Annotated in this window: 21 protein-coding genes; 9 read left to right on the forward strand and 12 right to left on the reverse strand. The window is 45.9% G+C overall.

The genetic code is table 11. The features are described 5' to 3' along the window. Complete coding sequence (locus tag ELS82_RS01890; RefSeq protein ID WP_134833969.1) at window positions 1-378, forward strand: hypothetical protein; 378 nt, start codon at window positions 1-3, stop codon at window positions 376-378. A gap of 73 nt (window positions 379-451) precedes the next feature. On the opposite strand, the gene nhaD is transcribed toward ELS82_RS01890, so the two are convergent. Next, on the reverse strand, window positions 452-1,891 hold the full coding sequence (nhaD, locus tag ELS82_RS01895) for a sodium:proton antiporter NhaD (RefSeq protein WP_134833970.1): 1,440 nt from the start codon (window positions 1,889-1,891) through the stop codon (window positions 452-454). Window positions 1,892-2,227: 336 nt separating this feature from the next. Here nhaD and ELS82_RS01900 point away from each other — a divergent pair, with 336 nt between their 5' ends. The 4 genes from ELS82_RS01900 (at window position 2,228) to ELS82_RS01915 (ending at window position 5,065) form a co-directional block, all read left to right on the forward strand. Beyond that, on the forward strand, window positions 2,228-2,962 hold the full coding sequence (locus ELS82_RS01900; RefSeq protein WP_134833971.1) for a nucleoside recognition domain-containing protein: 735 nt from the start codon (window positions 2,228-2,230) through the stop codon (window positions 2,960-2,962). Further along, entirely contained in the window at window positions 2,962-3,429 is a 468-nt protein-coding gene (locus tag ELS82_RS01905; RefSeq protein ID WP_004412439.1) for a YjiG family protein, read from the forward strand. Before ELS82_RS01900 ends, ELS82_RS01905 begins: the two co-directional genes overlap by 1 nt. 9 nt (window positions 3,430-3,438) lie before the next feature. Then, window positions 3,439-4,563, forward strand: a complete 1,125-nt coding sequence (locus tag ELS82_RS01910; protein ID WP_134833972.1) for a M20 family metallopeptidase — start codon at window positions 3,439-3,441, stop codon at window positions 4,561-4,563. Between the two features lie 139 nt (window positions 4,564-4,702). After that, entirely contained in the window at window positions 4,703-5,065 is a 363-nt protein-coding gene (locus ELS82_RS01915) for a YkvA family protein (protein ID WP_134833973.1), read from the forward strand. A gap of 51 nt (window positions 5,066-5,116) precedes the next feature. Here ELS82_RS01915 and ELS82_RS01920 read toward each other — a convergent pair whose 3' ends face one another. Together ELS82_RS01920 and ELS82_RS01925 are read right to left on the reverse strand one after the other, a co-directional pair. Then, the gene (locus ELS82_RS01920; RefSeq protein ID WP_134833974.1) at window positions 5,117-6,277 is read right to left on the reverse strand and encodes a S8 family serine peptidase; all 1,161 of its coding nucleotides are present in this window, start codon (window positions 6,275-6,277) and stop codon (window positions 5,117-5,119) included. A gap of 365 nt (window positions 6,278-6,642) precedes the next feature. Continuing rightward, window positions 6,643-7,947 carry a dicarboxylate/amino acid:cation symporter gene (locus ELS82_RS01925; RefSeq protein ID WP_134833975.1) on the reverse strand — a complete coding sequence of 435 codons (1,305 nt, stop codon included), beginning with the start codon at window positions 7,945-7,947 and terminating at the stop codon, window positions 6,643-6,645. A gap of 442 nt (window positions 7,948-8,389) precedes the next feature. Here ELS82_RS01925 and ELS82_RS01930 point away from each other — a divergent pair, with 442 nt between their 5' ends. The 3 genes from ELS82_RS01930 (at window position 8,390) to ELS82_RS01940 (ending at window position 10,531) form a co-directional block, all read left to right on the forward strand. Further along, the gene (locus ELS82_RS01930) at window positions 8,390-9,010 is read left to right on the forward strand and encodes a LysE family translocator (protein ID WP_134833976.1); all 621 of its coding nucleotides are present in this window, start codon (window positions 8,390-8,392) and stop codon (window positions 9,008-9,010) included. Window positions 9,011-9,109: 99 nt separating this feature from the next. Then, window positions 9,110-9,568, forward strand: coding sequence for a YaiI/YqxD family protein (locus tag ELS82_RS01935; RefSeq protein WP_053439592.1), 459 nt, complete (start codon window positions 9,110-9,112; stop codon window positions 9,566-9,568). 9 nt (window positions 9,569-9,577) lie between these two features. Then, on the forward strand, window positions 9,578-10,531 hold the full coding sequence (locus ELS82_RS01940; RefSeq protein ID WP_134833977.1) for a LysR family transcriptional regulator: 954 nt from the start codon (window positions 9,578-9,580) through the stop codon (window positions 10,529-10,531). 60 nt (window positions 10,532-10,591) lie between these two features. Here the strand turns inward: ELS82_RS01940 and ELS82_RS01945 are convergent, their stop codons facing one another. Genes ELS82_RS01945 through ELS82_RS01970 form a run of 6 tightly spaced genes read right to left on the reverse strand, consistent with a single transcriptional unit; the run spans window position 10,592 to window position 17,349 of the window. Next, on the reverse strand, window positions 10,592-11,719 hold the full coding sequence (locus ELS82_RS01945) for an AI-2E family transporter (RefSeq protein WP_134833978.1): 1,128 nt from the start codon (window positions 11,717-11,719) through the stop codon (window positions 10,592-10,594). Beyond that, on the reverse strand, window positions 11,712-12,398 hold the full coding sequence (locus tag ELS82_RS01950; protein WP_167489199.1) for a potassium channel family protein: 687 nt from the start codon (window positions 12,396-12,398) through the stop codon (window positions 11,712-11,714). The genes ELS82_RS01945 and ELS82_RS01950 overlap by 8 nt, the downstream gene beginning before the upstream one ends. Before the next feature lie 19 nt (window positions 12,399-12,417). Then, window positions 12,418-13,305: an HlyD family secretion protein gene (locus ELS82_RS01955; RefSeq protein WP_134833980.1), complete on the reverse strand. Its 888-nt coding sequence runs from the start codon at window positions 13,303-13,305 to the stop codon at window positions 12,418-12,420. A 12-nt stretch (window positions 13,306-13,317) separates the two neighbouring features. Continuing rightward, the gene (locus ELS82_RS01960) at window positions 13,318-13,521 is read right to left on the reverse strand and encodes a DUF1656 domain-containing protein (RefSeq protein WP_134833981.1); all 204 of its coding nucleotides are present in this window, start codon (window positions 13,519-13,521) and stop codon (window positions 13,318-13,320) included. Then, window positions 13,521-15,170, reverse strand: a complete 1,650-nt coding sequence (locus tag ELS82_RS01965) for a TolC family protein (RefSeq protein WP_134833982.1) — start codon at window positions 15,168-15,170, stop codon at window positions 13,521-13,523. Before ELS82_RS01965 ends, ELS82_RS01960 begins: the two co-directional genes overlap by 1 nt. 13 nt (window positions 15,171-15,183) lie before the next feature. Next, window positions 15,184-17,349: an FUSC family protein gene (locus tag ELS82_RS01970; RefSeq protein ID WP_134833983.1), complete on the reverse strand. Its 2,166-nt coding sequence runs from the start codon at window positions 17,347-17,349 to the stop codon at window positions 15,184-15,186. Window positions 17,350-17,831: 482 nt separating this feature from the next. On the opposite strand from ELS82_RS01970, the gene ELS82_RS01975 reads away from it, so the two are divergent. After that, the gene (locus ELS82_RS01975) at window positions 17,832-20,294 is read left to right on the forward strand and encodes a collagenase (protein ID WP_134833984.1); all 2,463 of its coding nucleotides are present in this window, start codon (window positions 17,832-17,834) and stop codon (window positions 20,292-20,294) included. Between the two features lie 498 nt (window positions 20,295-20,792). Here the strand turns inward: ELS82_RS01975 and ELS82_RS01980 are convergent, their stop codons facing one another. The 3 genes from ELS82_RS01980 to ELS82_RS01990 are packed head-to-tail and all read right to left on the reverse strand — an operon-like array spanning window position 20,793 to window position 24,573. Continuing rightward, window positions 20,793-22,580, reverse strand: a complete 1,788-nt coding sequence (locus ELS82_RS01980; RefSeq protein ID WP_134833985.1) for an aminopeptidase P family protein — start codon at window positions 22,578-22,580, stop codon at window positions 20,793-20,795. After that, entirely contained in the window at window positions 22,577-23,575 is a 999-nt protein-coding gene (locus ELS82_RS01985; protein ID WP_134833986.1) for an ABC transporter ATP-binding protein, read from the reverse strand. Before ELS82_RS01985 ends, ELS82_RS01980 begins: the two co-directional genes overlap by 4 nt. An 8-nt stretch (window positions 23,576-23,583) precedes the next feature. Continuing rightward, window positions 23,584-24,573 carry an ABC transporter ATP-binding protein gene (locus ELS82_RS01990; RefSeq protein WP_134833987.1) on the reverse strand — a complete coding sequence of 330 codons (990 nt, stop codon included), beginning with the start codon at window positions 24,571-24,573 and terminating at the stop codon, window positions 23,584-23,586. Window positions 24,574-24,579 lie beyond the last annotated feature (6 nt).

Below are 24,579 nucleotides of genomic sequence, written 5' to 3' on the forward strand. Positions count from 1 at the left end.
ATGGGAGTAAAGCACTGGAAAATGACACTTGGTGTTGTCGGCTTTTTATTCGCTGGCTTATTGGGTTGCTCGGAGGAAAAAGCCGAGAGATTGCTCAATAAAGAAACCTACTCATTTATTGGCATCTATGAGAATCAGCATAACGGTGATTTGCTCAAGTTTAGTGATGCAGAAATTACAGTGACTAAAGAAAGGGGTGAAACTTATACCAAACCCTTTGAAGTCGATGGCGATAACTTGATTATCCAGATGCGCAATAACTCCAAAGAGAAGCGTGATGATATCGTGATGCGTATTCACGGAGATAATGAGCTGTTAACCTGTAGTGTTTGTGCGAAATATCAACTCTCTAGCACTTGGGTTAAGCGCTTCGACTAATCCATGAACGATAGATTATGAACAACAAGAGCTGCATTTACGCAGCTCTTGTTGTTTTAGATGCCCGTATTGTTTAGTTGAATAGAGCGGAGTTCATCATTAGGTGGACCGCAATACTTGCCACATAGCCAACAGCAATGACAGGCATCCATTTAAGGTGGCCAAAGAAGGTGTATTTGCCATGTGCTGCACCCATCAGGGCTACGCCAGCGGCAGAACCAATTGAGAGTAAGCTACCACCAACACCTGCGGTCAGCGTCACTAGCAGCCAGTTACCCATATCCATTGTCGGTTCCATGGTTAACACGGCAAACATCACCGGTATGTTATCGACAATAGCAGAAAGAATCCCCACCATGACGTTGGCCCAGATTGGGTCCCATTGGGTATACATCACCTCAGAAATAAGTCCCAGAAAACCAAGCAAGCTTAGACCACCGACACACATTACGACGCCATAGAAAAACAACAGCGTATCCCACTCGGCATGAGAGACTCGTCTAAAGACATCGAATGGAACAACAGAACCTAGGCGTTTGAGCGCGTGATCATCTCGATTCTCGATCGCTATAGCGGCTTTTTTATGCAGTGATGCTTTGAGGGTTCTGCGCAGGAAAAAACCAAAGAACTGCAGATACGCCAGACCCATCATCATGCCAATCACTGGTGGGAAATGCAGCACAGCATGGAACGCAACTGCTGTCGCGATGGTAAGGATAAACAGGGCAACGATACGTCGTGCACCGCGTTTAAGTTCGACATGCTGGTGGACAACATTTGGGCTGGTGTTTGGAACAAAAAACGACATGATTAACGCAGGTAGTACGTAATTGACCACGGAAGGGACAAACAGTGGCATAAATTCAGCAAATGACACATGCCCAGCCTGCCAAACCATCAGGGTTGTGATATCACCAAATGGGCTAAATGCACCGCCTGCGTTCGCGGCCACCACAATGTTGATACAGGCAAGGTTGATAAAGCGAGGGTTATCTCCACCGACCTTCATGACCACAGCACACATTAATAGTGCCGTCGTAAGGTTGTCGGCAATCGGTGAAATAAAGAAGGCCAAAATACCGGTTAACCAGAATAGGGTCTTGAAGTTAAATCCTTTACCGACCATCCACGCTTGTAGGGCATCAAAAAGCCGCCTTTCTTCCATCGCACTGATATAGGTCATCGCCACCAAGAGGAACAGCAGCAACTCGGCGTATTCAAGCAAGTTGTGTTCAAGAGCAGCTTTCGCTATTTCAATTTGGTCGTACTGAGAGTAGACATAGCCAATCATCGCCCAAATCACACCCGCTGCAAGCAACACGGGTTTTGACTTACGCAACTGCAAATATTCTTCAAGCATTACCAGGGCATAGGCAATGGCGAAGATGATCAGTGCAGCATAGCCGATTGTTGATTCAGTTAAGGGAAGCGTTTGACTGGAATTGGTGGCGGCAAAGCTAGATATGGGCAATAGAAAAAGGGTAACAACAAAAATGAACCACGGCATTTTCATACTTTCACTCCTTGAAAGTTCTTGGAAAGTTATTGTTTTTATGATGAATCCATTCTAAAGAGGAATTGATAATCGGTATGTGAAGTAGGTTCAATCTGTTCGAATTGTCACCAATTGATTAACTGATTATGACTAAAGTATGAATCTTTATGATATGCAATGTTGATTTTTATGGTTGGCTTGATGTTCTGTTTATGGTGCTAATCACAAAATATGATAGTAGATGAAAAGTCATTAATAGTTTGTATCACTATTTGATTCCGATCATCACTGTCGCAATGACTTTGAATCAAGATCCTATGTGTTCTGTTCCACATAAGAAAACATAGGTGAATTATGTCCGATCCAACTCAAAAAGAACGCAAAGTTACGTGGGGATGCTACGTTGCCTTAGCGTTCGCAGTGGTATTTTTCTCTGGCTTGATGAAGTCAAATGACTGGTACGGTGTGCTCGATTTTACAACGCTAAATGGTTCATTTGGTAAAGTCGCGTATGACGTTAAAGAGACCGCTGAAGGCGTAGAAGCGGCAACAACCTCGCTACGTGGTAAAGGCGGCAGCGGCGCTCGTGATGGCTTTATCTTTGCGTTAACTCTGATCCCAACGGTTATGTTCGCACTGGGTGTGATCAACGTCCTTGAGCATTACGGTGCATTAGATGCTGCGCGTAAGCTTTTGACTCCGCTACTTCGTCCACTAATGGGTATTCCTGGTAGTTCAGGTCTTGCTCTTATCGCTTCATTGCAAAGTACCGATGCCGGTGCGGCAATGACCCGTCAGTTAAAAGACGAAGGGCGATTAACAAAACGTGAAACCGATGTGTTCACTATGTTCCAGTTCACTGCCGGTGCCACCATCGTTAACTTCTTCTCATCAGGTGCAGTGCTATTTACTCTGACTTTAGCCGACGGTTCTTTAGCGGTGACGTCATCAATCGGCTTAGCGGTAGCGATTATGTTCGTGTTTAAGTTTGTCGGTGCGAACCTATTCCGTATCTACCTAAACCTAACTGAAGGTAAAGCTGATAAAGAAGACAAAGAGACTGAGAACCTAAAAGAGGAGACGGCATAATGAGCGAAGTTAAAGCAAGAAAACCTATGGTAACGGACATTTTCGTTGAAGGTGCTAAAAAAGGTTGGGTGATTGCAACTACCTCTACCGTTCCTAACGTACTGATGGCATTTGTGATCATCAAAGCGCTGCAAATTACCGGCGCATTGGATGCGATGGGGACAATCTTCTCACCGATTATGGCGGTATTTGGCTTGCCGGGTGAAGCGGCAGCAGTATTGATTGGCGCATGGATGTCGATGGGCGGCGCGGTTGGTGTTGTGATTACCCTGTTTGACCAAGGTATTCTTAATGGTGCGCATATCGCTATTTTGGCACCTGCTATCTACCTAATGGGTTCTCAAGTTCAGTACATGGGACGCATCATGGGTCCAATCGGTACCGAAGGTCGCTACATTCCTGTGATGATCGCTATTTCAGTACTTAACGCATTCGGCGCAATGCTTGTTATGAACCTATTCGTTTAAGGTTACGCTATGAACTTTTCACTGAACGACTATTTAGCCGAGCTGCGTCCACTGATTGACGTCGATTGCGGTACTTATACTATCGATGGCATTAAATTTATCGCTGATCAGTTTGAAGCTAAATTTGCTGAGCTAGCAGGTTGGCAGGTAAAGCGCATTGATTGTGGCAAAGCAGGCGTAGGCTTAGAGATTCGTAACAAGCCTGAAGCAGAACAGATTGATGTGATGTTGATTGGCCATATGGATACCGTTTTCCCTGTGGGCACAGCGGAACTTCGCCCAATGACCACCGATGCTGAAAAAGCGTACGGTCCGGGCGTGTCTGACATGAAATCAGGCCTGCTTAATGTGGTCTACGCGATGCGTAACCTTGATCAAGCGGTGCTAGATAAACTGTCTATCTGTATTTGTATGAATCCAGATGAAGAAACAGGCTCGCTCGATTCAGTCGATTGGATTCAAGCAACGGCGAAACAAGCGAAAAACGTTTTGGTTGCCGAAGCAGCGCGTGCAGATGGCGGTTTAGTCAAAGCGCGTAAAGGCATGGCGCGCTATAAGCTGACCTTCAGTGGTGTTGCGGCTCACGCAGGTAATGAACCAGAAAATGGCCGCAGTGCGATCACTGAAATGGCTAACTGGATCATTGCGATTAACGCGATGACTAACTTTGAGTCAGGTACCACGCTGAACGTGGGAATTGTGTCTGGTGGTGCAGGTGCGAACATTGTTCCTGAGCATGCTGAAGCGATTGTTGATGTGCGCTTCTGGAGCAACGCTGAGTATGATGATGTGGATACTGAGTTGAATGGTCTCACTCAACGTCCATTTATTGATGGCGTCTCAATCCAGTTAGAGCGTGAAGCATACAAGCCTTCCATGGTGCCAAGCGAGCAGACTGAAGCCTTGATGACGTTAGTCGAGCAGGCGGCAGATGAGCTATCTATCGACATTAACTGGAAAGAAGTGGGTGGTGGTTCAGATGCGAACAACACGGCTATTTTAGGTGTACCAACGCTTGATGGTTTAGGGCCAATAGGTGCTGGTTTCCACAGTGACCAAGAGTACTTATTACTTGAGTCGATTGAGCCTCGTATCAAGATGTTGATGCGAGTACTAGAAAAGCTTGCTAAGTAATTTCTCCCCCACACCATAAAAATGAAGAAATCCTCAAGTGAAAGCTTGGGGATTTTTTTATTGAGATGCGTTGGTTAATCTCTCGTTCATGTTTACATCGGTACAATCTGTGCCATCAATGGGAAATTTGGAGGCAAAGATGGACTCAGCTGCGACTCTAAAAGCAATGTCAGACCAAACCGCTCAAGCACCCGATGAAAAAACCTTTTGGACAAAGATGAAAGGTTCAGTGAAAAAGGCGGGTGAAGAGTTAGCCGTTATGGGCATTAAATCGTGGCTTGCGATGACTGACTCAGAGACATCGGTAAAGCATAAAGCGGTTCTGGGCGGCGCATTAGCCTATTTTGTATTACCTACCGATATGGTGCCAGATGTGATTGCTGGTGTGGGTTTTACCGATGATATGGCCGCACTGACGTTAGCGGCAAATTCGGTCGGAAGTGCGATCAAACCAGAGCATGAAGAACAAGCTAGAACAAAGCTACAGGCAATGACTGAATAGTTTGCTGGTAAAAGAAAGCCCGGATTCGTTCCGGGCTTTTTTGTGTTGGTTTTATAAGTGGATAATTGGATCTGGATTACCGTCAGGATCTCCACTAGCAGTTCCACTTGATTGAGGGCTACTGCCTTTTATGAGAAGTACACCACAAGCATGAGGGGCTGCCATTGAGGTGCCGTTATAGCTTACAGTACCACCACCCATTCGGGTTGATAGTACAGCGACCCCTGGAGCGGCATAATCAACAGGCGGATTGCCGTAGTTAGAGAAGTAGGCGAATACGTCATTACTGTCTGTCGCCGAGATAGTATAAATGTTGGCATGATTAGCGCGCGCTGGAGAAGATGTATTCGCATGGTTGCTACTGTTACCAGCGGCAAGTGAAACAAGTACACCAGTCTGAGCCAATGCGATAACAGCGTTGTCTAGTGATGTACTCGCACCTCCACCAAGGCTCATATTGGCACAACCTTGTCCACCAGCTGCCCCTGCCACATAATCAACACCAGCAATCACACCAGAGGTAGTGCCTGAACCATTTCGATTCAGCACTTTGATAGGTACTACCGTCGCACCAGCTGCGACACCGACAACATCAATACTATTGTCTATAGCTGCTATCGTGCCTGCAACGTGGGTTCCATGGCCATGTCGATCGTCGGGTGATCGATCTTTGCCTGAGGTAAATGCAGAAAATCCTCTATTTCTGTCTACGTTTAGATCTGGGTGATCTAAGTCAATCCCTGTGTCAATTACCCATGCGGTTTTACCTGCACCGTTTACTGGGCCACCTACACGGGTAATACCCCATGGTGTTTCTTGATTCGCTGTTGGTGGATCGCCCGAGTCATCTTTATTTTTGCCTTTCCCCGGAGGGGGCGCCAAGGCAAACACCAAACTGTCTTGCTCAAAACTCATAATATCGGGTTCGTCACCAAAGACATCTTGTGCTTTAACACAAGGCATATTGACCGCAAAGCCTTTAAGAGTGTGCTTATAGATGTGTTTGGCTTGAGCATTAGCAGCGACCAACATACCTCGTGTTCGTCCTTCTACATCAAATTTGCTCACCGAGTCATCAAATCTGACAATACAGGTATTTTGAGCTTCAGATAGCATTTGACCCATTTGGAAGGTAGGAGGTTCTGCGGAAGTATTTAATGCCAAGGGGGCAAGGGCGAACGCGACTAACTGAGCGATTATCGTGCTTTTCATTTTTCCTACCTTACTCTCATGAGTTATGATCACCAATACTATTGATAATAGTATAAATACAGTATTGTTCGACGAGTTTGACTAGCCGAAATAGGCGAGGAATATTCAACGTGTTGTTGGTACTTTCTTATGATCAAGCATAAGTATCTGATATCTATTAGTCTTAAATAGCCCTAAAAACCACATTTCACCAAAGGTTATAGGGAAATTATTTTAGATTATTGGCAAGTCTGTTCATTGTGACGTTTTTGCCGTGGTTCTTGCTTATAGCTTGGGGTTGGCTCGAAGGGGACAGGAATGGGCAAAGTAGGTACAAAAAAGCCCTCAACCGAAGTTGAGGGCTTTTTAGAGCTAATAAGCAGTAATTAAGCTTCAGAGCGCTTTAAGTGGACTTCTTCTTCTTCAACACCCGCCATTGGGTCGTTAAAGCGATTTTCATCCAGTGCACCTTCTGATTTAGCGACGATGATGGTCACCGCACTGTCACCAGTAATGTTTACCGCAGTACGAATCATATCAAGTAGACGGTCAACACCCATGATAAGTGCGATACCCTCTAAAGGTAGACCTACTTGGTTCAGTACCATCGCAAGCATAACTAGACCAACGCCCGGAACGCCCGCTGTACCAATCGAAGCCAGTGTTGCTGTCATGATGACCATTAGGTAGTCACCCATCGTCAGGTCAATGTTAAACGCCTGAGCAATGAAGGCTGTCGCAACACCTTGCATGATGGCTGTACCATCCATGTTCACTGTCGCACCAAGCGGTATAGTGAACGAAGATACGCGGTTTTCTACGCCCATGCGGTTCTTAGCCGTTTCCATCGTAACTGGAATGGTTGCGTTTGAAGAAGCGGTAGAGAAGGCAAACATGATCGCGTCTTCCATCTTCTTCAAGAAGGTAATTGGGCTTAGACCAGTAAAGCCTTTTAGCATCACGCTGTAAGTAACCAAACCATGCAGCAATAGCGTACCAGCTAGCACTAGGAAGTATTCTGCTAAGTTGAGGATGGCGCCTAAGCCAAGACCAGTAAACAGCTTCGCCATTAGGAAGAACACACCGTAAGGCGCAAGGTTCATCAAAATTGCCACCAGCTTCATGATCACTTCGTTCAAATCAGAGAAGAATGAAGCGATGCGCTCACCTGGCTTACCAGCAGCGCTGATTGCGATACCGAATAGAACAGCAAATACGATAACCTGCAGCGTTTTGCCTTCTGCCATTGCACTGATTGGGTTGGTCGGGAACATATCAATGATCACTTGACCCAGTGATGGCGCTTCAGCCGATTTGAATGAGCTCGCTGCAGTTAAGTCTGCACCTGCACCCGGCTGGAAGAGGTTACCCATAGTTAGGGCAAGAGTGATAGCGACTGCTGTAGTTGCTACGTAGAACGCGAGTGTTTTACCACCCATACGACCCAGTGTTGAAAGATCTTTTAGTGAGCTTGTACCGCAAACAAGTGAAACGAACACGAGTGGGACGACAAGCATTTTCAAGCTAGCGACAAATATTTGGCCGCCGACTTCAAATAGTCCATTAACGATGTATGCATCGACAAATCCGTTGTCAGCAAATAGGCTGCGAATCGCAAAGCCTGTCAAGATACCTGCTACCATACCGAAAATTACACGGCTAGTTAGCGACATCGGTTTCTTGGTATTCATAGTGAACACTCCTTATAGTTATGCACCTTGAGTTCACTTCAAGGCGAGCAGGAGGTTAGCAGGCGACTTTGAAAATAAAAAAGAGAAATAATCGCTCAGATTTATAGATGTGATGATGGTCACTAGAAAATTGACCTATTTAACGAGTTATTAACCAAATATATCACTGTAACTTAACGTTGATTAATGATTTGTAACATGTTTATTTCTAATTATTAAAAACGCAGTCTTTCTCATTACCTGAGAAATCAAGTGCATATATAAATAGGCGCTAATAGGGAGTGCATATATAGTCAGGAGTTATGCACCTATCTTGATGGGTTCTCCCATCGCTTTGCTAAATTACAAAATCCTCAAATAGCTCATAATGTGTATTGGTTTTCGATGTAGGTTGCTCTATGTTAGACGCCAATCATTAGCATAATTAAAACGATCAGAAGTTATGAATACTGCTTTGCTGGGAATGTTTATTCCAACCTTCTTTTTTGTCTCTATTACTCCGGGGATGTGCATGACACTAGCGCTTACCTTAGGTATGAGTATCGGTTATCGCCGCGCGCTGTGGATGATGGCAGGTGAATTGGTCGGAGTCGGCCTAGTCGCTGTTGCTGCAGTATTGGGCATCGCTGCTGTGATGCTTAACTACCCTTGGTTGTTTGTTGCCTTAAAGCTTATTGGTGGTGGTTACTTGTTTTACCTTGGGATTCAGATGTGGCGCTCGAAAGGAAAACTTGCGATTAACCTTGATGAAACTTCGCCAGCACCACAAAGTGATTGGGATCTAGTGGTTCAGGGCTTTGTTACAGCGATTGCGAATCCTAAAGGTTGGGCGTTTATGATCTCTCTATTGCCACCGTTTATCGATCAAAGTGCCGATCTTACTCCGCAGTTGATTGTACTTGTTTCGATTATCCTACTGTTTGAGTTTATCTGTATGACCCTTTATGCCACGGGTGGCAAAGGCTTGAAGCGACTGCTTGGTCAATCGCAAAACGTCCGCTTAATGAATCGTATTTCCGGTACATTAATGATGGGAGTAGGTGTTTGGCTACTGATGAGCTAAACCAAAGGGTGACAAGGCTAAATATCGCTATTAAGCGCAAGAGATTTGCGGTCTAATGTCTGCCTAGCAACAATCCAATTAGAAAGGAAAGTAAGTTTGATGAAGATTTGGGTCGATGCGGATGCGTGTCCAGTCGTGGTTCGTGATATTTTGTTCCGTGCATCTGAACGCACTGGTGTAGAGGTGACCTTGGTTGCCAACCAGTTTATTCGCACTCCGGCATCGCCGAAAGTGACTATGCTGCAAGTCCAAGCGGGCTTTGATGTAGCAGACAACGAGATTGTTAAACGCTGCGAGACGGGCGACCTTGTCATTACTAGTGATATTCCGCTTGCGGATGAGATCATCACTAAAGGTGGTCATGCGCTGAGCTCGCGCGGTGAGATGTTTACTAAAGAGAACATTAAATCGCGTCTGAATATTCGTGATTTTATGGAAACCATGCGTAGCAGCGGTATTCAAACTGGCGGCCCTGCGCCATTGAGCCAAGCTGACCGTCAGCAATTTGCTAACCATCTTGATAAGTGGTTAGTGCAATGGCAGCGTGCGCAAAAGTAGGTCCTATCGATGGCATTAGTGAATCAACTGTCTCTGTTTATCGATGTGGTGCAGCAAGGCTCATTCACTAAAGCGGCTGCATTACATGATATGGATAACTCCTCTCTCTCCAAGCAGATCAAAAAACTGGAGTCGGAGTTAGGTGTCCAGCTGCTCAATCGTTCCACGCGATCATTTTCTTTAACTCCTGCCGGGGAGGAGATCTTAGAGCAAGCGCATAATATTGTTGGTACGCTCAATCATGTCCAATCTATTGCCGACTCATACCATGCTCAGCCAAAAGGGCGGATTCGAATTACTGCGCCTTATCATGTTGGACGAAATCACCTGCGGCCTGTCATTACCCAGTTTATGGCAACGTATCCAGACGTTGAAATTGAGCTGCTGCTTGATGATAAACGCTCTGACATTATTTCTGATCATTTCGATGTCGCATTCCGTCTTGGTCGTTTAGATGATTCGAATTTGATTGCGAAAAAAATTGCCGATATTCGACCTGTCTTGCTCGCTTCGCATAGTTTTATTGAGCGCTATCGAGAGCCTAAAACGCCGGAAGAGTTGGCTAAGTTACCCGCAGTGATTTACAGCAACCGCTCAATCACAGTAGACACCATGAGACTGGGTGAAACACCGCAAGCGACCGTCGTGACCAACTACAAAATGACAGGTAACTGCCGCGTTAATGATACGGCAGTGTTATTAGAGTCGGTCTCTGATGGTTTAGGGTATGCGTGGGTGGCGACATCGAACATCAATACTAACATTGAAACCATGCAGCTGAAGCCGTTACTGACTGATCATTTATTGTGTAACCATGAGTTGGCTCTATACGCCTTATACCCCCACAGAAAACAAACGGCATTGGTGCGCGAGTTTATTGCCGCTGTACAGGCCTATATTGGTACACCACCGATTTGGGAGCAGCATATTCCAAACTTTGATAACCTATACAAAGCCAAATAATGCTGAGATTAGAACGAAAAAAACCGCTACTTGATAGCGGTTTTTTATGAGTATTACACTCTATTTTGAAATTTGAACGGCTTCGCTTTCATGCTTAGCGGCTTCTTCCTGTTGGTGTGCTTTTTCCATATTTAGCCACCAAACGAACAACTCATACCAAATCGCTAGAATAACTGCACCTAAGAATAGGCCAACGATACCGTAGAAAAGCATACCGCCGATAGCACCTAGTAGGATAACAGGCATAGGAATATCGACGCCGCGACCCATTAACATTGGCTTAAAGATATTCTCAGACAAGGCAGCAACCACCACCCAAACAGTAAATAGAGTCGCAGTTGTCGTGTCTTGAGTCATGTACATGTAGCCAACGATTGGCAGCACAACGAGTAGCGCTGGTAGTTGAGCAATACATAGAATCATTAAGATTAGAGTCAAGATACCTGCACCAGGAACGCCAAAGACGAAGAAACCTGCACCAATCATTAACGATTGAATAGCAGCAACGCCAATAACGCCGAGCAACACACTCTTGATCGTTGCCGCAATCATTGATGCCCAGCTTTGCGCATTGTCACCTGCGATACGTACAGCAATTGTGGTTAAGCCTGATGAGAGTGATTTAGAGTAAGTCATAAAGCCAGCTGCAATCGCTAAAGACAAAATCGATAGAAGCAGGCTGCTTAATACGTTACCGACCATACCGAGTAGTGAAGTGAGTGCTGTCTTAATTTGTGGCATAAAGGTTTGAATCGCTTTCTCTAAGTTAGTCGCAAACAGCGACCATACTTCATGCAACTTTTCACCTACCAATGGCCACTCTGCAACAGATGGCTTTGGCCCAGGGATTTGAATATTGCCTTCTTGCAATACGTGTAGGGCGTGAGTTGAACCCTCGACAATAGACCCTGACACCATAACTAGAGGCGTTACAAGTAGCGCGATACCTAATAAAGCAATTGTGGTCGCAGCTAAGCCACGTTTACCACCGTACAAGCTTTCAAGCTTTTGACAAATAGGCATCAGAGCAACTGCAATGATAGCGCCCCAAATGACAGGCAGAATGAAAGGTTTGATGATGTCATAAGTAAACATCAGCAAGATGACTATCAAGCCGATACGTATTGCGGATTCCACCATATTACTGATGAAAACCTTGTTTGTGACTGATTCCGATTGTTTATCCATTTTTGTTTACCTGATGTTCAATGTTGGAACTGACGAGACTTGAAACAACAATCGCCATATAAAACACACCTACGATGGCCTCTAAATAGACGATGACTTGTGCCAACGGCGTTAGAGGACTAATGTCGCCATAACCTAGAGTCGTTAAGGTGACAAAACTGAAATACGCTGCATTAGAGAAGTTCTGACCCCAAGAGATCACTTCCATGCCAGTGAAAGCATTGGGCGAAAACTCCAAAAGGATCAAATAAGCAATAGCCCACATAAGACCGAGCAGCAAGAAAAGTGCGACGGAGCCGATGACCTTGTTGGTATTCACATGGCCTGTAAAAAGGATTTGTCGCGCGATTGATTTAAACGTACCGAAGAAGAACGCGAAGGTGAGGGCAAGCATCACCACGTCCATCTCTTTAATTCCTAGTAAGGATTTGATTACCAGTACACAGACCCACGTACCAAGTAGCGAGTATAGAAAGCGTGACCAGTTTTTATCAAAGCGAAGACTGGCTAAGCAGACGATAAAAGTCACGATAGTAAATCCTTGTAAAACGTACTCTACAGCGCCTTCACTGACGACCTGAACGAAGGCACTGCCAACTAGCAGCCCAATAAGCGCTAAGGTGAGATAGAAGAAGTTATTTTCTTCATTGATGTTTTTGAGCTTTTTTCCAATGGCCATACTTAATCTGATCCTTTATTTATTCGCCGTCTGATGAAGAGTCCTTCATCACCATGATCGAAGCAGAAAGTCCGAAGCGCAGAACAACGCCTTCAGGCAGCTCATTCAATGACACTCGAACTGGAATGCGCTGTGCTAAACGAATCCACTGAAATACAGGGTTCACATTGGGTAGAAGGTTATAGCCAACCGTGCCATCTTTCGGTGCAATACCCCAACCAATGGAGTCGACGGTTGCTTCAATTGGTGTATCTGGATGAGACATTAAGGTCACACGAGCCGCATTCCCCGGCGCGATTTGTGCCAACTGGTTTTCGCGGAAGAAGCCAAATACCCAGAAGCTATGCTTATCGATAAGCGCAACTAAAGGCTGGTTCGCCACCGCTTGGGTACCATTACGGATATCTAGGTTGGAAACAAAACCATCAACAGAGGCGTAAACCTTGGTGTAGCTTAGGTTTAGGCGCGCCGATTTCAGCTGTTCTTCAGCTGATTTGATTTGTAGAAGTGACTCTTCATAAGTGATTTCACGTCGAATTAAGTCTTTGTGCGATACCGCTCCTTTATCTCGCGCGCGAATATCTTTGAGGCGGTCATACTCAATCTTTTTACCACGTGAGCTTACGGTTGCTTTCTCTAGTGCCACTTCGGCTTGCGAGAGGGCAACTTGATAGGTTGTTGGATCAATCTCAAATAACAGATCACCTTTTTTAACCTCTTGATTGTCGAGAACCGCGACATTAACGATTGGGCCTGATACTCGTGGAGCTACTTTGATCACATTGGCACGAACTTGCCCATCGCGAGTCCAAGGGTTATTAAAATATTCATCAAACTTCTGGTAGCCGAACCAAGCCGCACCACCAAGAATGACAAGATTAAGACCAATAACGAGGAGTTTTTTCATCTTGTTGGGCACCTAAAACTGTATATAAAAACTGTCGATTGCCACGACATAAAACACCATGATGGCGATGAACGTGAGCGACGGAAAAGTGATAAAACGTGACAAGCGGGTCTTGTTTAAAACGATGACGGTTATCCAAGTGGCGATGACCGCGAGGATTAGCACCAATAGAAAAGGAGAGAAGTAAACATCACCCCAAGAGAGTTCGTGTGGCATTACTGCTGCTCCTCTTGTTGTGCATCTTCTTGCTGCTCTTTTTCCGCTGGCGTCGGAATGTAAATGTCTGGCAATTGGCGGCCTTGTTCATCCAAATAGCCCCCCCAGTCGTTACGGTCGATCATTTGCTGCGCCACCGATTCCGATAAGAAGGCTTTTCCGGTTTGGGCTTCCCAGCCTCCACCTAACGCCTTGTATAGCGCAACGACTTGATTGGCTACGTTACCTTTAATACTGGCGTAGCTATCTTCAGCGCGAGTCATTTTCTCGACTGAGCTGAGTAGGCGTTGAAACGATATTTGGCCATTTTCATACTGGGTCATCGAGATGTTGTAGGCACGAATCGAAGAGTTTACAGACTGAAGGCGTAGAGATTGCTGCTTAAGATAAAGATCATAAGCATCAAGGGCATTAGTCACTTCGTTAACCGCTTGCAACACTTTCTTGTTGTAGTTGGTGAGTGTTTCTTGGAAACGCGCATCTTCAAAGCGAATGTTGTCTTTGACACGTCCGTACTGGAAGATATTCCATTTAAACGTTGGGCCGATTGCCATCGTCAGTGAATCGCTAAAACTGAAGCTGTGGCCATCTGGAACGGTGCTGTCGATGCCAATTGAACCGAACAACGAAAAGCTTGGGTAAAGGGCGGTTTCTGCGACACCAATCTTGGCGCTTTGAGCCCGTGCTTGCATTTCAGATACTAGCAAGTCAGGTCTACGCATCACCAAGTTTGCATCAACTTGCTTCTCAAGCTGTGGTGGGTGAGGGACTATCGAGCGATCATCGTTACCTGACAAAGCAGGCTTGCGGTTTGATGACTTAAATTGAGTTTCGTAATCGGCAATTTGTTGATTGAACGTTTCTGAAGAGAGTAACGCATCAACTTCATTGGGTAGAATCCCAAGTAACATAGATAACGCCATGCGCGATTGCTTCATGGCAACTTCGAGTGAAGGTAGAGCAGCCTTGGTATTAAATAATTGGTTCTTTGCTTGCTGGACATCAAGCTCCGTGACGTTACCCGAATCAAACTGAACTTGGGTAATGTTGACGACACGCTCTTGGATTTCAATGTTGCGACGAGAGAGTAACAGACGCTCTTGGAACGTGCGGTAATTAATATAATTACGCGCCACTTCCGAGGTAATGGTAACCATAATGTCGTGGTACGAGGCGACAGAGGCGTAATAGCCCGCTTCTGCAGACTCAATGCCACGTGCGTATTTGCCCCACACATCCATCTCCCAGCCTGCATCAAACGACAGTCCGGCGTTGTTAACCCCTTGGTCATTGACATAAGCACGCGTTAAGTTGCCAGACACAGCTTGGACTTGCGGGTATTGCAAACCAGTGGAGATACCTAGCAAGGAGCGAGCTTGGACAATTCTTAAGCCTGCCGCTTCAAGGTCTAGGTTTTGCTGGCTTGCCATGTCGACCAACTGATTAAGGGTCGGATCGTTAAATTGTTGCCACCATAGGTGTAGTTTTTGCTGTGACTTTTGTGCGTCACTGTTAGTGCCTTCTACTGACCAATCATTTGGCAGTGGTCTTTGCTCAGGGTGCACATAATCGGGGCCAACAACAGTACATGCACTAAGGCCGAGTATTGATAATATGGCAAAGCTTGGTTTTGAGATTTTTAGAAGCATCGTATCCCTACCTTTAAAATCGCTTCTGACGTAAGTTTACCCAATCGATATCCTCGTAGGTTTGCTTGCATTGTTGCATCGCTTCGAACACGTTCCTTTTTAGATTCAGCAAGATATAAAAGCTGGCGATCTCTGAGTAAGCGTAGTCAGATAACTCCAATTCACTAAAGAAATCTTCTAATCTGTTTTCAAAGGATTGATAATCTTGGCCATATTGCTCGAACACTGAGCTGAGTTGTTCGCTGCTTTGATGAGCGGCTAACGCGCCGGCCATTTGCGGCAATATGGAATCGGTATGCTTGCTGCGTAATTGTTTGATTAACGGGTTACTTAGCAGTTTTTTCTCTGCTGCAACCAGTATGTTGATGTGATTACTTAGCACTTCACATGATTTATTAAACGCACCAATAGATTCGGCAGTGGTGTTACTAAATAGCTTGTGATTGATTTTAGAGCCCCAAACTTTCAGTTTTTGGGTTGTCACGTTTAGCGTCACGATATGCAGTGAGCGTTTGAGCGAGTTGAAGCTAGATTCAGACTGTTTTTGATAGGTCGTGAACAGATCGCCAACATGCCTGAAATAGCGCTCTTTCATCGTCAGGAACAGGTGTTCTGGTCGTGAGCTAAATGGAAAGTAGTGGGCGAAGATGATCATAAATACCACCAAGTAGAACATCGTCATGATGCCCATCAAGATACCGAAGTGGTAATTCATGGTGTTATTGAGCCCGAGAACAAACAAGCCGACCATATAGAAAATTGTCACTGGCCCCTTGAACAGGTAAAAGCCAATAAAGGTATAGATGAAGATAAACAGACCAAGTTCTGCGCCCAGTTCCAGCCCTGGTAATATAAATACGTAGGAAGGCATGGCGAACAAGAAGCCCATGGTAAACAAGATTAACAGCATGAACGGGTGGATGGGCATAAACGACAGCAGTGACATGAAGATGGTCGAAAATGCGACGAACGAGTAGCCGCCCGGCGGATTGAAATAAATCCAAATCAGTCCTGCGACCCAGTATGTCGTAAAGGTTTTAACGGCAGTTTTAAAGTTTTCCGCATCCCACCACAGGAATTTCCCTTGCTGCTTAGGTAATTGTTGAGAAAACGAGATGTTATTGGTGACTGAATCGATGCAACTGATGCTCTCTGCTAAACGCGATAGGCTTTGATGCATGGTTTTTAGCAAATGACCAAGGGTCAGCGCTGAACCTTTGACTAGGTGGGTTGCTTCGTTAAGCGCATCTTTGTCGTAATCAATAGTCAGTTCTTGCGCGCGGTAGGCGGGACCTTGGTTATCCCACATTTGTTGGCAAGTCTCGAATAGCGATTGGATCTGCTCGATTGCGTGGTCGAAGTTATTTACACAGTTACGGTCTTGCTGGTGGCTGAAATGGCTGTGCGCCGCCACGCTCAGAGCTTGAGTCACCTCTTTATTAAGATGAACCGCAAGTTGCCACTCTTTGATATAAGCAGATACGTCACTGCACTCGGCGCTTACGGTAGAAAATCGTTGCTCAAGTGCATTTTGGGCAGTGAACACCTGATCTAATAACGCATCGATGGAGGGTTTCTCACTTTCTTCATCGTCATTACTTTGATCAAACTTGTGTATAGGTGAGGTCTTTTCTTCAAACCGTTCGACAATCGCTTTAAACAGCTCTTGTTGAGCGTGGTTTAGTTGCTCGAATAGTTGACGTAAATTTTGTTCAGTTTTGGTAGGCCATAAAAAGGTGCCGACTAAGGTAAAGACAACCACGCCAAATACGGTCATGAATGCTCGGTCAACGCCATACATAAACGCGCCTTCTGCATCACCACCATTCGACATCATTAACGTCATCACCCCTGTCAAAGCTAACAGAGTTGGGTCTTTTTTGTAGGCGTTGCGGAAATAGAAAATAAATGAAACAACGATGGACACGCTCAGCATATAAAGGATGCGGTCTTGGGCGAACATGCCTACCAGCAGCAGTCCAATCACTGCGCCGACTAAGGTACCCACGACACGTAATGTGCCTTTGGCAAGGGATTCTCTTCGACCACCGATGGAAGCAATTAGCATGACGGTAGTGGCGGCCGTTGATGCTTGCGGCCAGCCCATAGCAAAAGGAATGAGATAAGCGAGCGTCAGACTGAGAGCAACTTTGGTGGCGAATTTAAATTTCTCGTTCATTGTGGCCTATATGCTCAGGGTCGTTATTCGATAAAGAATCTCTAGTACAATCAAAACTATACATACAAGAGGTGCATCAACGATAAGAATAGCGACTAAAATGTGTGTATTTGTAAATGGTTTGTCAAAAAATGAGACGCAAAGCGCATATAGTCAGGTAAACAGTCATATTGCGGTAAATTCTTACATCGGCTGTGAAGTGAGATAGTAAGTTCTGTAGCTGTTTTCTGAAAAATATCGTTCAGAGTGAGTCATATGACTCAAATCAAATACGCTCGCTTCATCTCCAAAAGCTCTGGTTCAGAATCTGCTTGCAGTCTTACTTCCCGAATCCCTCCGTCTTACTAAGTGAGACTCAAAAAATGAATGTTAATAAAATGTTTCAAGATCAATATCTTCACGTCTAGATTGAGGTCAACGCATGGTTGCGTTGGTTAACAAGACAATCCTTGTTTGAACTATCAAAGATAAGAAGAGTTAAGATGGAACTTAAGAAGTTAGCAGTCGCCGTGGCTGGCGCGATAATCAGCCTAAGTGCTCATGCGGTTAGTGAGCCAGTCCCTCAAATCATCGACCGTTCGTCGAATCATGAACATGATCTTCACCATGGTGTTGAGGATTCCAAACCAGAGTACTCTCCAACCAAACAATTGGCGCAAAAGCCACAGCCAACCATGCGGACATTTTCAACAATGTCGGCGGAAGAAGCCATTGTGTGTGATGTTGACGCCTTTGCGACGTCAAGCAGTAGCAGCTTAATAGCGGCGATTACCAGTCAGGGGAGTGATTGTGTCAATGAATTGTTCTCTGCAGAAAGTCGAATCCAAGAGAGTGCTTTTGCATCGGGTAATATGCACGACGTTGCTAAACACACGGCATCGTTAGCTAAAACCTACCAAGGTGGTGGTAGTGATGAACTTGAAGCGCTGTTTCTCTATCTAAGGGCTGGCTATTACGCTGAGTTCTACAATGACAACATCAGTTTCGTCTCTTGGGTTCAACCCGCGGTTAAAGAGGCGATTGACGCGTTTGTTGCTAACAGTGCGTTCTATGAAAACAGTGATGCGCACGGCAAGGTACTCAGTGAAGTGATTATTTCAATGGATAGTGCGGGATTACAGCATGAGTATCTCGATGTCGTCACTCAGTGGTTAACGCGTTGGAACGGTGACTACGCTCAGCAGTGGTATATGCGAAACGCAGTCAACGGCGTGTTTACGATTCTCTTTGGTGGCCAGTGGAATGACGACTACTTCCAGCGCATTGGTTCTCAAACCGCTTTGGTTGATGCTTTAGGCAGCTTCGCGGCGAACAAAGATGCTCTTGGCCGAGGTGATGAATTTATGGCAGCCAATGCTGGCCGAGAGCTTGGCCGCCTGCTGCAATATAAAAACACCACAATCGAAGCGAACGTCAAAGCAAAGGTACAGAACGTATTCAATCAGTATGAAATGTACGGTACTGGCGACAGCGTTTGGTTGGCGACTGCCGATACGGCCTCTTATTACGGGCAGTGTTCTGAGTTTGGCATTTGTAACTTTGATCAAGAGTTGAAATCACTGGTATTGGCGCAAAGCTACACCTGTAGCCCTACCATTCGCATTCTATCGCAGAATATGACGCAGGCTCAGCATCAAGCTGCGTGTGACAAAATGGGCTACGAAGAAGGCTATTTTCATACTCGCCTAGAAACAGGTAATCAACCCGTCGCTGATGACCACAACATTCAGCTGCAAGTGAACATTTTTGATAGTAGTGATGACTATGGAAAATACGGTGGGCCTATCTTTGATATCAATACCAATAATGGTGGTATGTATCTAGAGGGGGACCCTGCTACTCCGGGCAATATTCCTAACTTTATCGCTTATGAAGCTTCCTACGCCAATGCCGACCATTTTGTATGGAACTTAGAGCATGAGTACGTTCACTATCTTGACGGTCGATTTGATATGTATGGCGGCTTTGGTCATCCAACTGAAAAAGTCGTGTGGTGGAGTGAAGGTGTCGCAGAGTATGTGGCCAATGAAGATAACAACCAGCGCGCACTTGATACCATACTCGATGGTTCCACTTATACGCTGCAAGAGATCTTTGAAACCACCTATGACGGTTTTGACGTCGACCGTATCTATCGCTGGGGCTACCTAGCGGTTCGTTTCATGTTTGAGCGACATATGGATGATGTTAACCACATGCTGGTGGAAACACGTGCAGGCAATTGGGGCGAGTATAAGCTGATCATCAGTCAGTGGGCGACTCAGTACCAAAGCGAGTTCGAACAGTGGCAGCAACAATTAGTTGGTGATCAGCCATCAGTACCGACGGCAGTAATCAACACAGTCAATCAAGGTAAAGTCAATGAATCCATTTCATTCAGCAGTGCAGGTAGCCAAGACCAAGACGGCGAAATTACCCAATACCTATGGGACTTCGGTGACGGTTCGACCAACACATCGGCCAATCCGACGCACCAATTCACAAGCGCAGGGAGCTACACGGTCCGCTTAACCGTAACGGATAATGATGGCCATACAGGGACCACCACCACATCGATTACCATCAGTGACTCTGACGCAATTATTGGTCTACCAAGTGACTGTGTTGTGCAAGGAAAAATCAGTGATGGTCGCTTGATTGCTACTGAACCAGCTTGTTTAGCTTCTCAATCGGTAATCTGGCTAAGTATTGAAGGGGTTGATCAATACTCTTCAATGGCGATCACCGCAGGTAATGGTTCTGGTGAGCTTAAGCTTCAATACAGTAACTTTGGTTGGCCGAATGACGAAGGTTCAAATCTACATGGCTGGTCTGATAATCCTGGCACAAGCGAGTGTATTACCATCGGACGTCAAGCAAATTACTGGGGTTACCTAAAAGTGTCGGGTGATTTTGAAAATGCCGCGGTTGTGGTCGACTTTGACACCCAGACTTGTCGTCAATAATTTCTAACTTTAACGGTCTCTAACACCAAAGCCAGTAACAGGTTTACATTGTAAATCGTTACTGGCTTTTCTCTCTTCTCTTCATTCTCTTTTCTTCCCCGGCAACTACCGCCCCCTTGCTTACATGAGCTTACGTCAGCTTACACACAAACAAGGAAACGGTTGATATGATCTGCGGCAACAACACGGCAAACCATGGTGGAAAGGTAGTTGTCTGCTTTTTCTGTTTTGCATAGGGCAAGGACGCCCGACCTTTATAACCGACTTACCTGATCAAGTTGTTGAGTGCATATTGACTTGAAAGTACAAAGCCAGTGCAGAAAAGGCATCAGCTTTGTCGACTAAGCTGGAAGTAACAAGTGGTCTTTAGGTGAATAAAGAGGGGCGATTGCTCCCTTTTTGTTAGCGACCAGTAGTTAACGATGAGCTTTCTCAAGGTGTAAAAAAGCCGACCCGAAGGCCGGCAAAACTTAAGTTGTAAACACAACAAAAGGAGATTTAAATCGGTTGAGTTGCTTTAGTCAGCCACTCACACTCCTGAACTGAAAGATAAGGAGAAAGTTCGCTTAGACACTGCTGATGGTAGTTGTTGAGCCATGTGGCTTCGCTTGCGTCTAGCATTGACTTATCAATCATGGCTGTAGCAATCGGCGCAAGGGTGATGGTGTCAAAACCGTAGAAAGTGCCAAATTCATTCTCTTCAATTTCAATCACTTTCATGATGTTTTCGATGCGCACACCGTGAATGCCTTCGCGATACACACCTGGCTCGTTAGTGATCACCATACCCGGTAGTAAAGCGACCTCGCGTGGGTTTTGTGAGAAGTTCTGTGGCCCTTCATGAACATTCAAGCAAATACCAACGCCATGCCCAGTGCCACATTTGTAATCAATACCATGCTGCCAAAGTACGCCACGCGCCATAATATCGAGATTGGCGCCAGTTGAGCCTTTCATAAATCGAGCTTGAGTCAGGCGAATGACCGCTTTAAGCACTAAGGTATAGTCACGTTTTTCCTGTTGGCTTGGCGTGCCAAAGTGGAAGGTGCGAGTAATGTCTGTCGTGCCCCCTGGGTATTGACCACCAGAATCGACTAAGAAGAAATGAGACTCACCGACAGGGTAGCTGCTTTCTTCGTTGGCGGCGTAGTGCATCTTGGCGCCATGTTCGGCGTAACCTGCGATAGTTCTAAAGCTATCACCAATGTAGCCATCAATCTGATTGCGATAGCCCATCAGCGTTTGTTCGGCGTTAAGCTCAGTCACATCTCCGCTTGGAACTTGTTCATCGAGCCACTTCATGAACTTAACCACAGCGGCGCCATCTTGACGAAGCGTCTCTTCCAGACTGCTAAGTTCTGCTGAGTTTTTCTGTGCTTTGATCAAAGTGACTGGGCACTGTTTATCGATAAGGGTTAACTCTGATTTCACCTGATTGATGAGAAGACTGTCGCTATTCTTTGCTGTGTAGATCAGCGAAGAGCCTTTATTTATCAGGTTTAATGCCGTGCTAAGGTGCTCGTAATCGTGAACATGAATTTGGTGTTTATCGAGTTCCTGACTCACTGAGTGAGTTAATTTCCTCTGATCAATGAACAGGCGACTGCTGGTATGATCTATCAATAAATAGCCTTCGGAAATAGGGCAGTAAGCGGTATCGCCACCTCGAATGTTGAGTGTCCACATCACATCGTCAAGAGTGCTAATAAGCAGAGCGTCTGCTGACTGCTCAGTAAGGTACTCACGGATCTGAGCTAGTTTTTCTGATGCACTTAATCCGGCAACGCTGAGCGGGTGATTGAACAAAGGCGCAGATGGTCTTGCTGGACGGTCATGCCATATTGGTGAAATTAAGTCTTGGTCGAGAACGATGTTGATAGACTTACTAGCGAACGCACTTTTGAGCTCAAGATAAAACTGCTGACTGATGCTGCGGCCATCCACACCTACTGTAGAGTTCTCTGGTAGTGTTTGCGCTAGCCACTCTGCAATGGTTGGGGTTTCTGGCAGCCTTGCTTTAAATAGCTCTAGCCCCGATCCTGCAAGCTGCTCCGCGCCTTGAATATAATAACGGCCATCGGTCCATAGACCGCCGCCATTTTTGGTCACGACGACATCGCCGGCCGAACCTGTAAACCCAGAAATCCATTGGCGCGCTAGCCAGTAATCAGCAGAATATTCGCTCGCATGAGGGTCGTTGTTAGTAACGATATACGCATCCAATTGGTGCTGGCTCATGCCTTCGCGTAAAGCGGCAAGACGTTGTGGAACCGTGGTGATTATCATAATGGTTGGCTTCCTAGCAAAGTATGGGTACAGAAAATATGGTGATCATTGTGACCACTCTTAGTTGGTTTTTGTTCGCCGCATAAATCAGTCGCGCTTGGGCAGCGAGTACGGAATACGCAGCCACTAGGTGGATTCAGTGGTGAAGGTAAATCTCCCGGTAATAGTTGAATATCTCGATTACGCGCGAGTGTTGGGTGAGCAATTGGCACCGCAGATAACAGCGCTTTGGTATACGGGTGCTGCGCATCATCGAATACTCTGTCGTAGCGGCCCACTTCCATTGGCTTGCCTAAATACATCACCATGACTCGATCACTGATATGACGAACCACGCTAAGATCGTGAGCGATCATTACCAGTGTTAATCCCATCTCTTGTTTAAGGTCATCAAGTAGGTTGATCACCTGAGCTTGAATCGAGACATCCAGCGCACTGACAGGCTCATCACACACCACTAAATCTGGCTTGAGAATCAGTGCACGGGCGATACCGACACGCTGGCACTGTCCGCCGGAAAATTCATGTGGGTAGCGGTTACGTTGACTGGCGAGTAGGCCGACTTTATCCATCATGGCGATGACTCGGCTTTCTACTTCTTTACGCGTTAATTGTGGCTCATGAGTTAAAAGTGGCTCGGCGATACACTCAGCGATCGTCAGGCGCGGGTTTAGACATGCGGATGGGTCCTGAAACACCATTTGGAATTCACGTCGGCGTTTGGCGAGTTCATGCTTACCAAAACCACGCATATCGTCGCCTTTCCAATGCAGTTGCCCGCCAGTTGGTTCAATTAAGCGCAGCAGGCCTCTCGCAAGTGTTGATTTTCCGCAGCCAGATTCGCCAACAATACCAAGGGTTTCACCGCGATAAACGTCTAGGTCAATGCCATCGACCGCTTTGACTACCTTACGCTTACTCGGCAGGATATGTTTATTGATCGCAAAGTGGACTTTAAGATCGCGCGCTGAAAGTAAAATTTCTGGTTTGGTCATACGTCCTCCTAAGCTGAGCGAGCAATATTGGCGATGGTCGTGGGTGCATTGACATGACACGCAAGACCTTGGCGATGAGAAAGTGATCGAAACGGAGGTACGGTTGCACTGCATTCCGCTCGATAGTTCCCGCAGCGCTCTTTAAATGGACAGCCCTTATTGTGGATCAGTGCACTTGGTGGATTGCCCGGAATGGTCGGCAATCGATCCATATCTTCAGTAATCGATGGAATCGCTTTGAGTAGACCTTGAGTATAAGGGTGGGCAGGAGAATCAAAGATCGAGTCGGTATCGGCTTCTTCCATTTTTCTACCGCCATACATCACTAATACTCGGTCACACATTTCTGCGACTACGCCCATGTCGTGAGTGATCAGCAAAATTGCAGTGTTGAACTCAGCCTGAAGCTCACGCAGCAAGGTTAAGATCTGTGCTTGCACCGTCACATCAAGAGCAGTGGTGGGCTCGTCAGCAATAAGCAGTTCTGGTTTACATAACAATGCCATAGCAATCATAACGCGTTGGCGCATGCCGCCCGACATTTCATGGGGATACTGAGCCATACGCGTTGCAGCAGAAGGAATGCGCACCGCATCAAGCATCGCAATCGCTTCGGTTTGTGCCTCTCGCTTCGACATACCTTTGTGAATCATCAGCACTTCCGCTAACTGCTTACCGACTTTCATAAATGGGTTAAGCGAGGTCATTGGGTCTTGGAAGATCATGCCAATCTTCTCGGTGCGAATGTGATTGAGCTGCTTTTTCGACATTGTGAGGAGGTTTTCGCCGTGGAAATTGGCTTCACCAGTCACCACGCCATTATCGGCGGTTAACCCCATCAATGCGAACACCGATTGGCTTTTTCCTGAGCCAGATTCGCCGACAATACCGAGCGTTTCACCTTGCTTGATTGAGTAAGAAAGATCGCTAACCGCCTGAACTAAACCGTCAGGCGTTTGAAAGCGTACGTTCATATTATTTATTGAAAGAATACTCATCACTAC

The sequence above is a fragment of the Vibrio ouci genome, assembly GCF_004551525.1.
GTDB lineage: Bacteria > Pseudomonadota > Gammaproteobacteria > Enterobacterales > Vibrionaceae > Vibrio > Vibrio ouci.

What these genes read in the sequence shown, in the direction of transcription:
- ELS82_RS01950 (WP_167489199.1), bottom strand. Translation starts at nt 12,398, where the DNA reads ATGGCCATTGGAAAAAAGCTCAAAAACATCAATGAAGAAAATAACTTC.
- ELS82_RS01915 (WP_134833973.1), top strand. Translation starts at nt 4,703, where the DNA reads ATGGACTCAGCTGCGACTCTAAAAGCAATGTCAGACCAAACCGCTCAA.
- ELS82_RS01890 (WP_134833969.1), top strand. Translation starts at nt 1, where the DNA reads ATGGGAGTAAAGCACTGGAAAATGACACTTGGTGTTGTCGGCTTTTTA.
- ELS82_RS01980 (WP_134833985.1), bottom strand. Translation starts at nt 22,580, where the DNA reads ATGATAATCACCACGGTTCCACAACGTCTTGCCGCTTTACGCGAAGGC.
- ELS82_RS01960 (WP_134833981.1), bottom strand. Translation starts at nt 13,521, where the DNA reads ATGCCACACGAACTCTCTTGGGGTGATGTTTACTTCTCTCCTTTTCTA.
- ELS82_RS01940 (WP_134833977.1), top strand. Translation starts at nt 9,578, where the DNA reads ATGGCATTAGTGAATCAACTGTCTCTGTTTATCGATGTGGTGCAGCAA.
- ELS82_RS01925 (WP_134833975.1), bottom strand. Translation starts at nt 7,947, where the DNA reads ATGAATACCAAGAAACCGATGTCGCTAACTAGCCGTGTAATTTTCGGT.
- ELS82_RS01970 (WP_134833983.1), bottom strand. Translation starts at nt 17,349, where the DNA reads ATGAACGAGAAATTTAAATTCGCCACCAAAGTTGCTCTCAGTCTGACG.
- ELS82_RS01900 (WP_134833971.1), top strand. Translation starts at nt 2,228, where the DNA reads ATGTCCGATCCAACTCAAAAAGAACGCAAAGTTACGTGGGGATGCTAC.
- nhaD (WP_134833970.1), bottom strand. Translation starts at nt 1,891, where the DNA reads ATGAAAATGCCGTGGTTCATTTTTGTTGTTACCCTTTTTCTATTGCCC.
- ELS82_RS01990 (WP_134833987.1), bottom strand. Translation starts at nt 24,573, where the DNA reads ATGAGTATTCTTTCAATAAATAATATGAACGTACGCTTTCAAACGCCT.
- ELS82_RS01985 (WP_134833986.1), bottom strand. Translation starts at nt 23,575, where the DNA reads ATGACCAAACCAGAAATTTTACTTTCAGCGCGCGATCTTAAAGTCCAC.
- ELS82_RS01965 (WP_134833982.1), bottom strand. Translation starts at nt 15,170, where the DNA reads ATGCTTCTAAAAATCTCAAAACCAAGCTTTGCCATATTATCAATACTC.
- ELS82_RS01955 (WP_134833980.1), bottom strand. Translation starts at nt 13,305, where the DNA reads ATGAAAAAACTCCTCGTTATTGGTCTTAATCTTGTCATTCTTGGTGGT.
- ELS82_RS01905 (WP_004412439.1), top strand. Translation starts at nt 2,962, where the DNA reads ATGAGCGAAGTTAAAGCAAGAAAACCTATGGTAACGGACATTTTCGTT.
- ELS82_RS01975 (WP_134833984.1), top strand. Translation starts at nt 17,832, where the DNA reads ATGGAACTTAAGAAGTTAGCAGTCGCCGTGGCTGGCGCGATAATCAGC.
- ELS82_RS01935 (WP_053439592.1), top strand. Translation starts at nt 9,110, where the DNA reads ATGAAGATTTGGGTCGATGCGGATGCGTGTCCAGTCGTGGTTCGTGAT.
- ELS82_RS01920 (WP_134833974.1), bottom strand. Translation starts at nt 6,277, where the DNA reads ATGAAAAGCACGATAATCGCTCAGTTAGTCGCGTTCGCCCTTGCCCCC.
- ELS82_RS01930 (WP_134833976.1), top strand. Translation starts at nt 8,390, where the DNA reads ATGAATACTGCTTTGCTGGGAATGTTTATTCCAACCTTCTTTTTTGTC.
- ELS82_RS01945 (WP_134833978.1), bottom strand. Translation starts at nt 11,719, where the DNA reads ATGGATAAACAATCGGAATCAGTCACAAACAAGGTTTTCATCAGTAAT.
- ELS82_RS01910 (WP_134833972.1), top strand. Translation starts at nt 3,439, where the DNA reads ATGAACTTTTCACTGAACGACTATTTAGCCGAGCTGCGTCCACTGATT.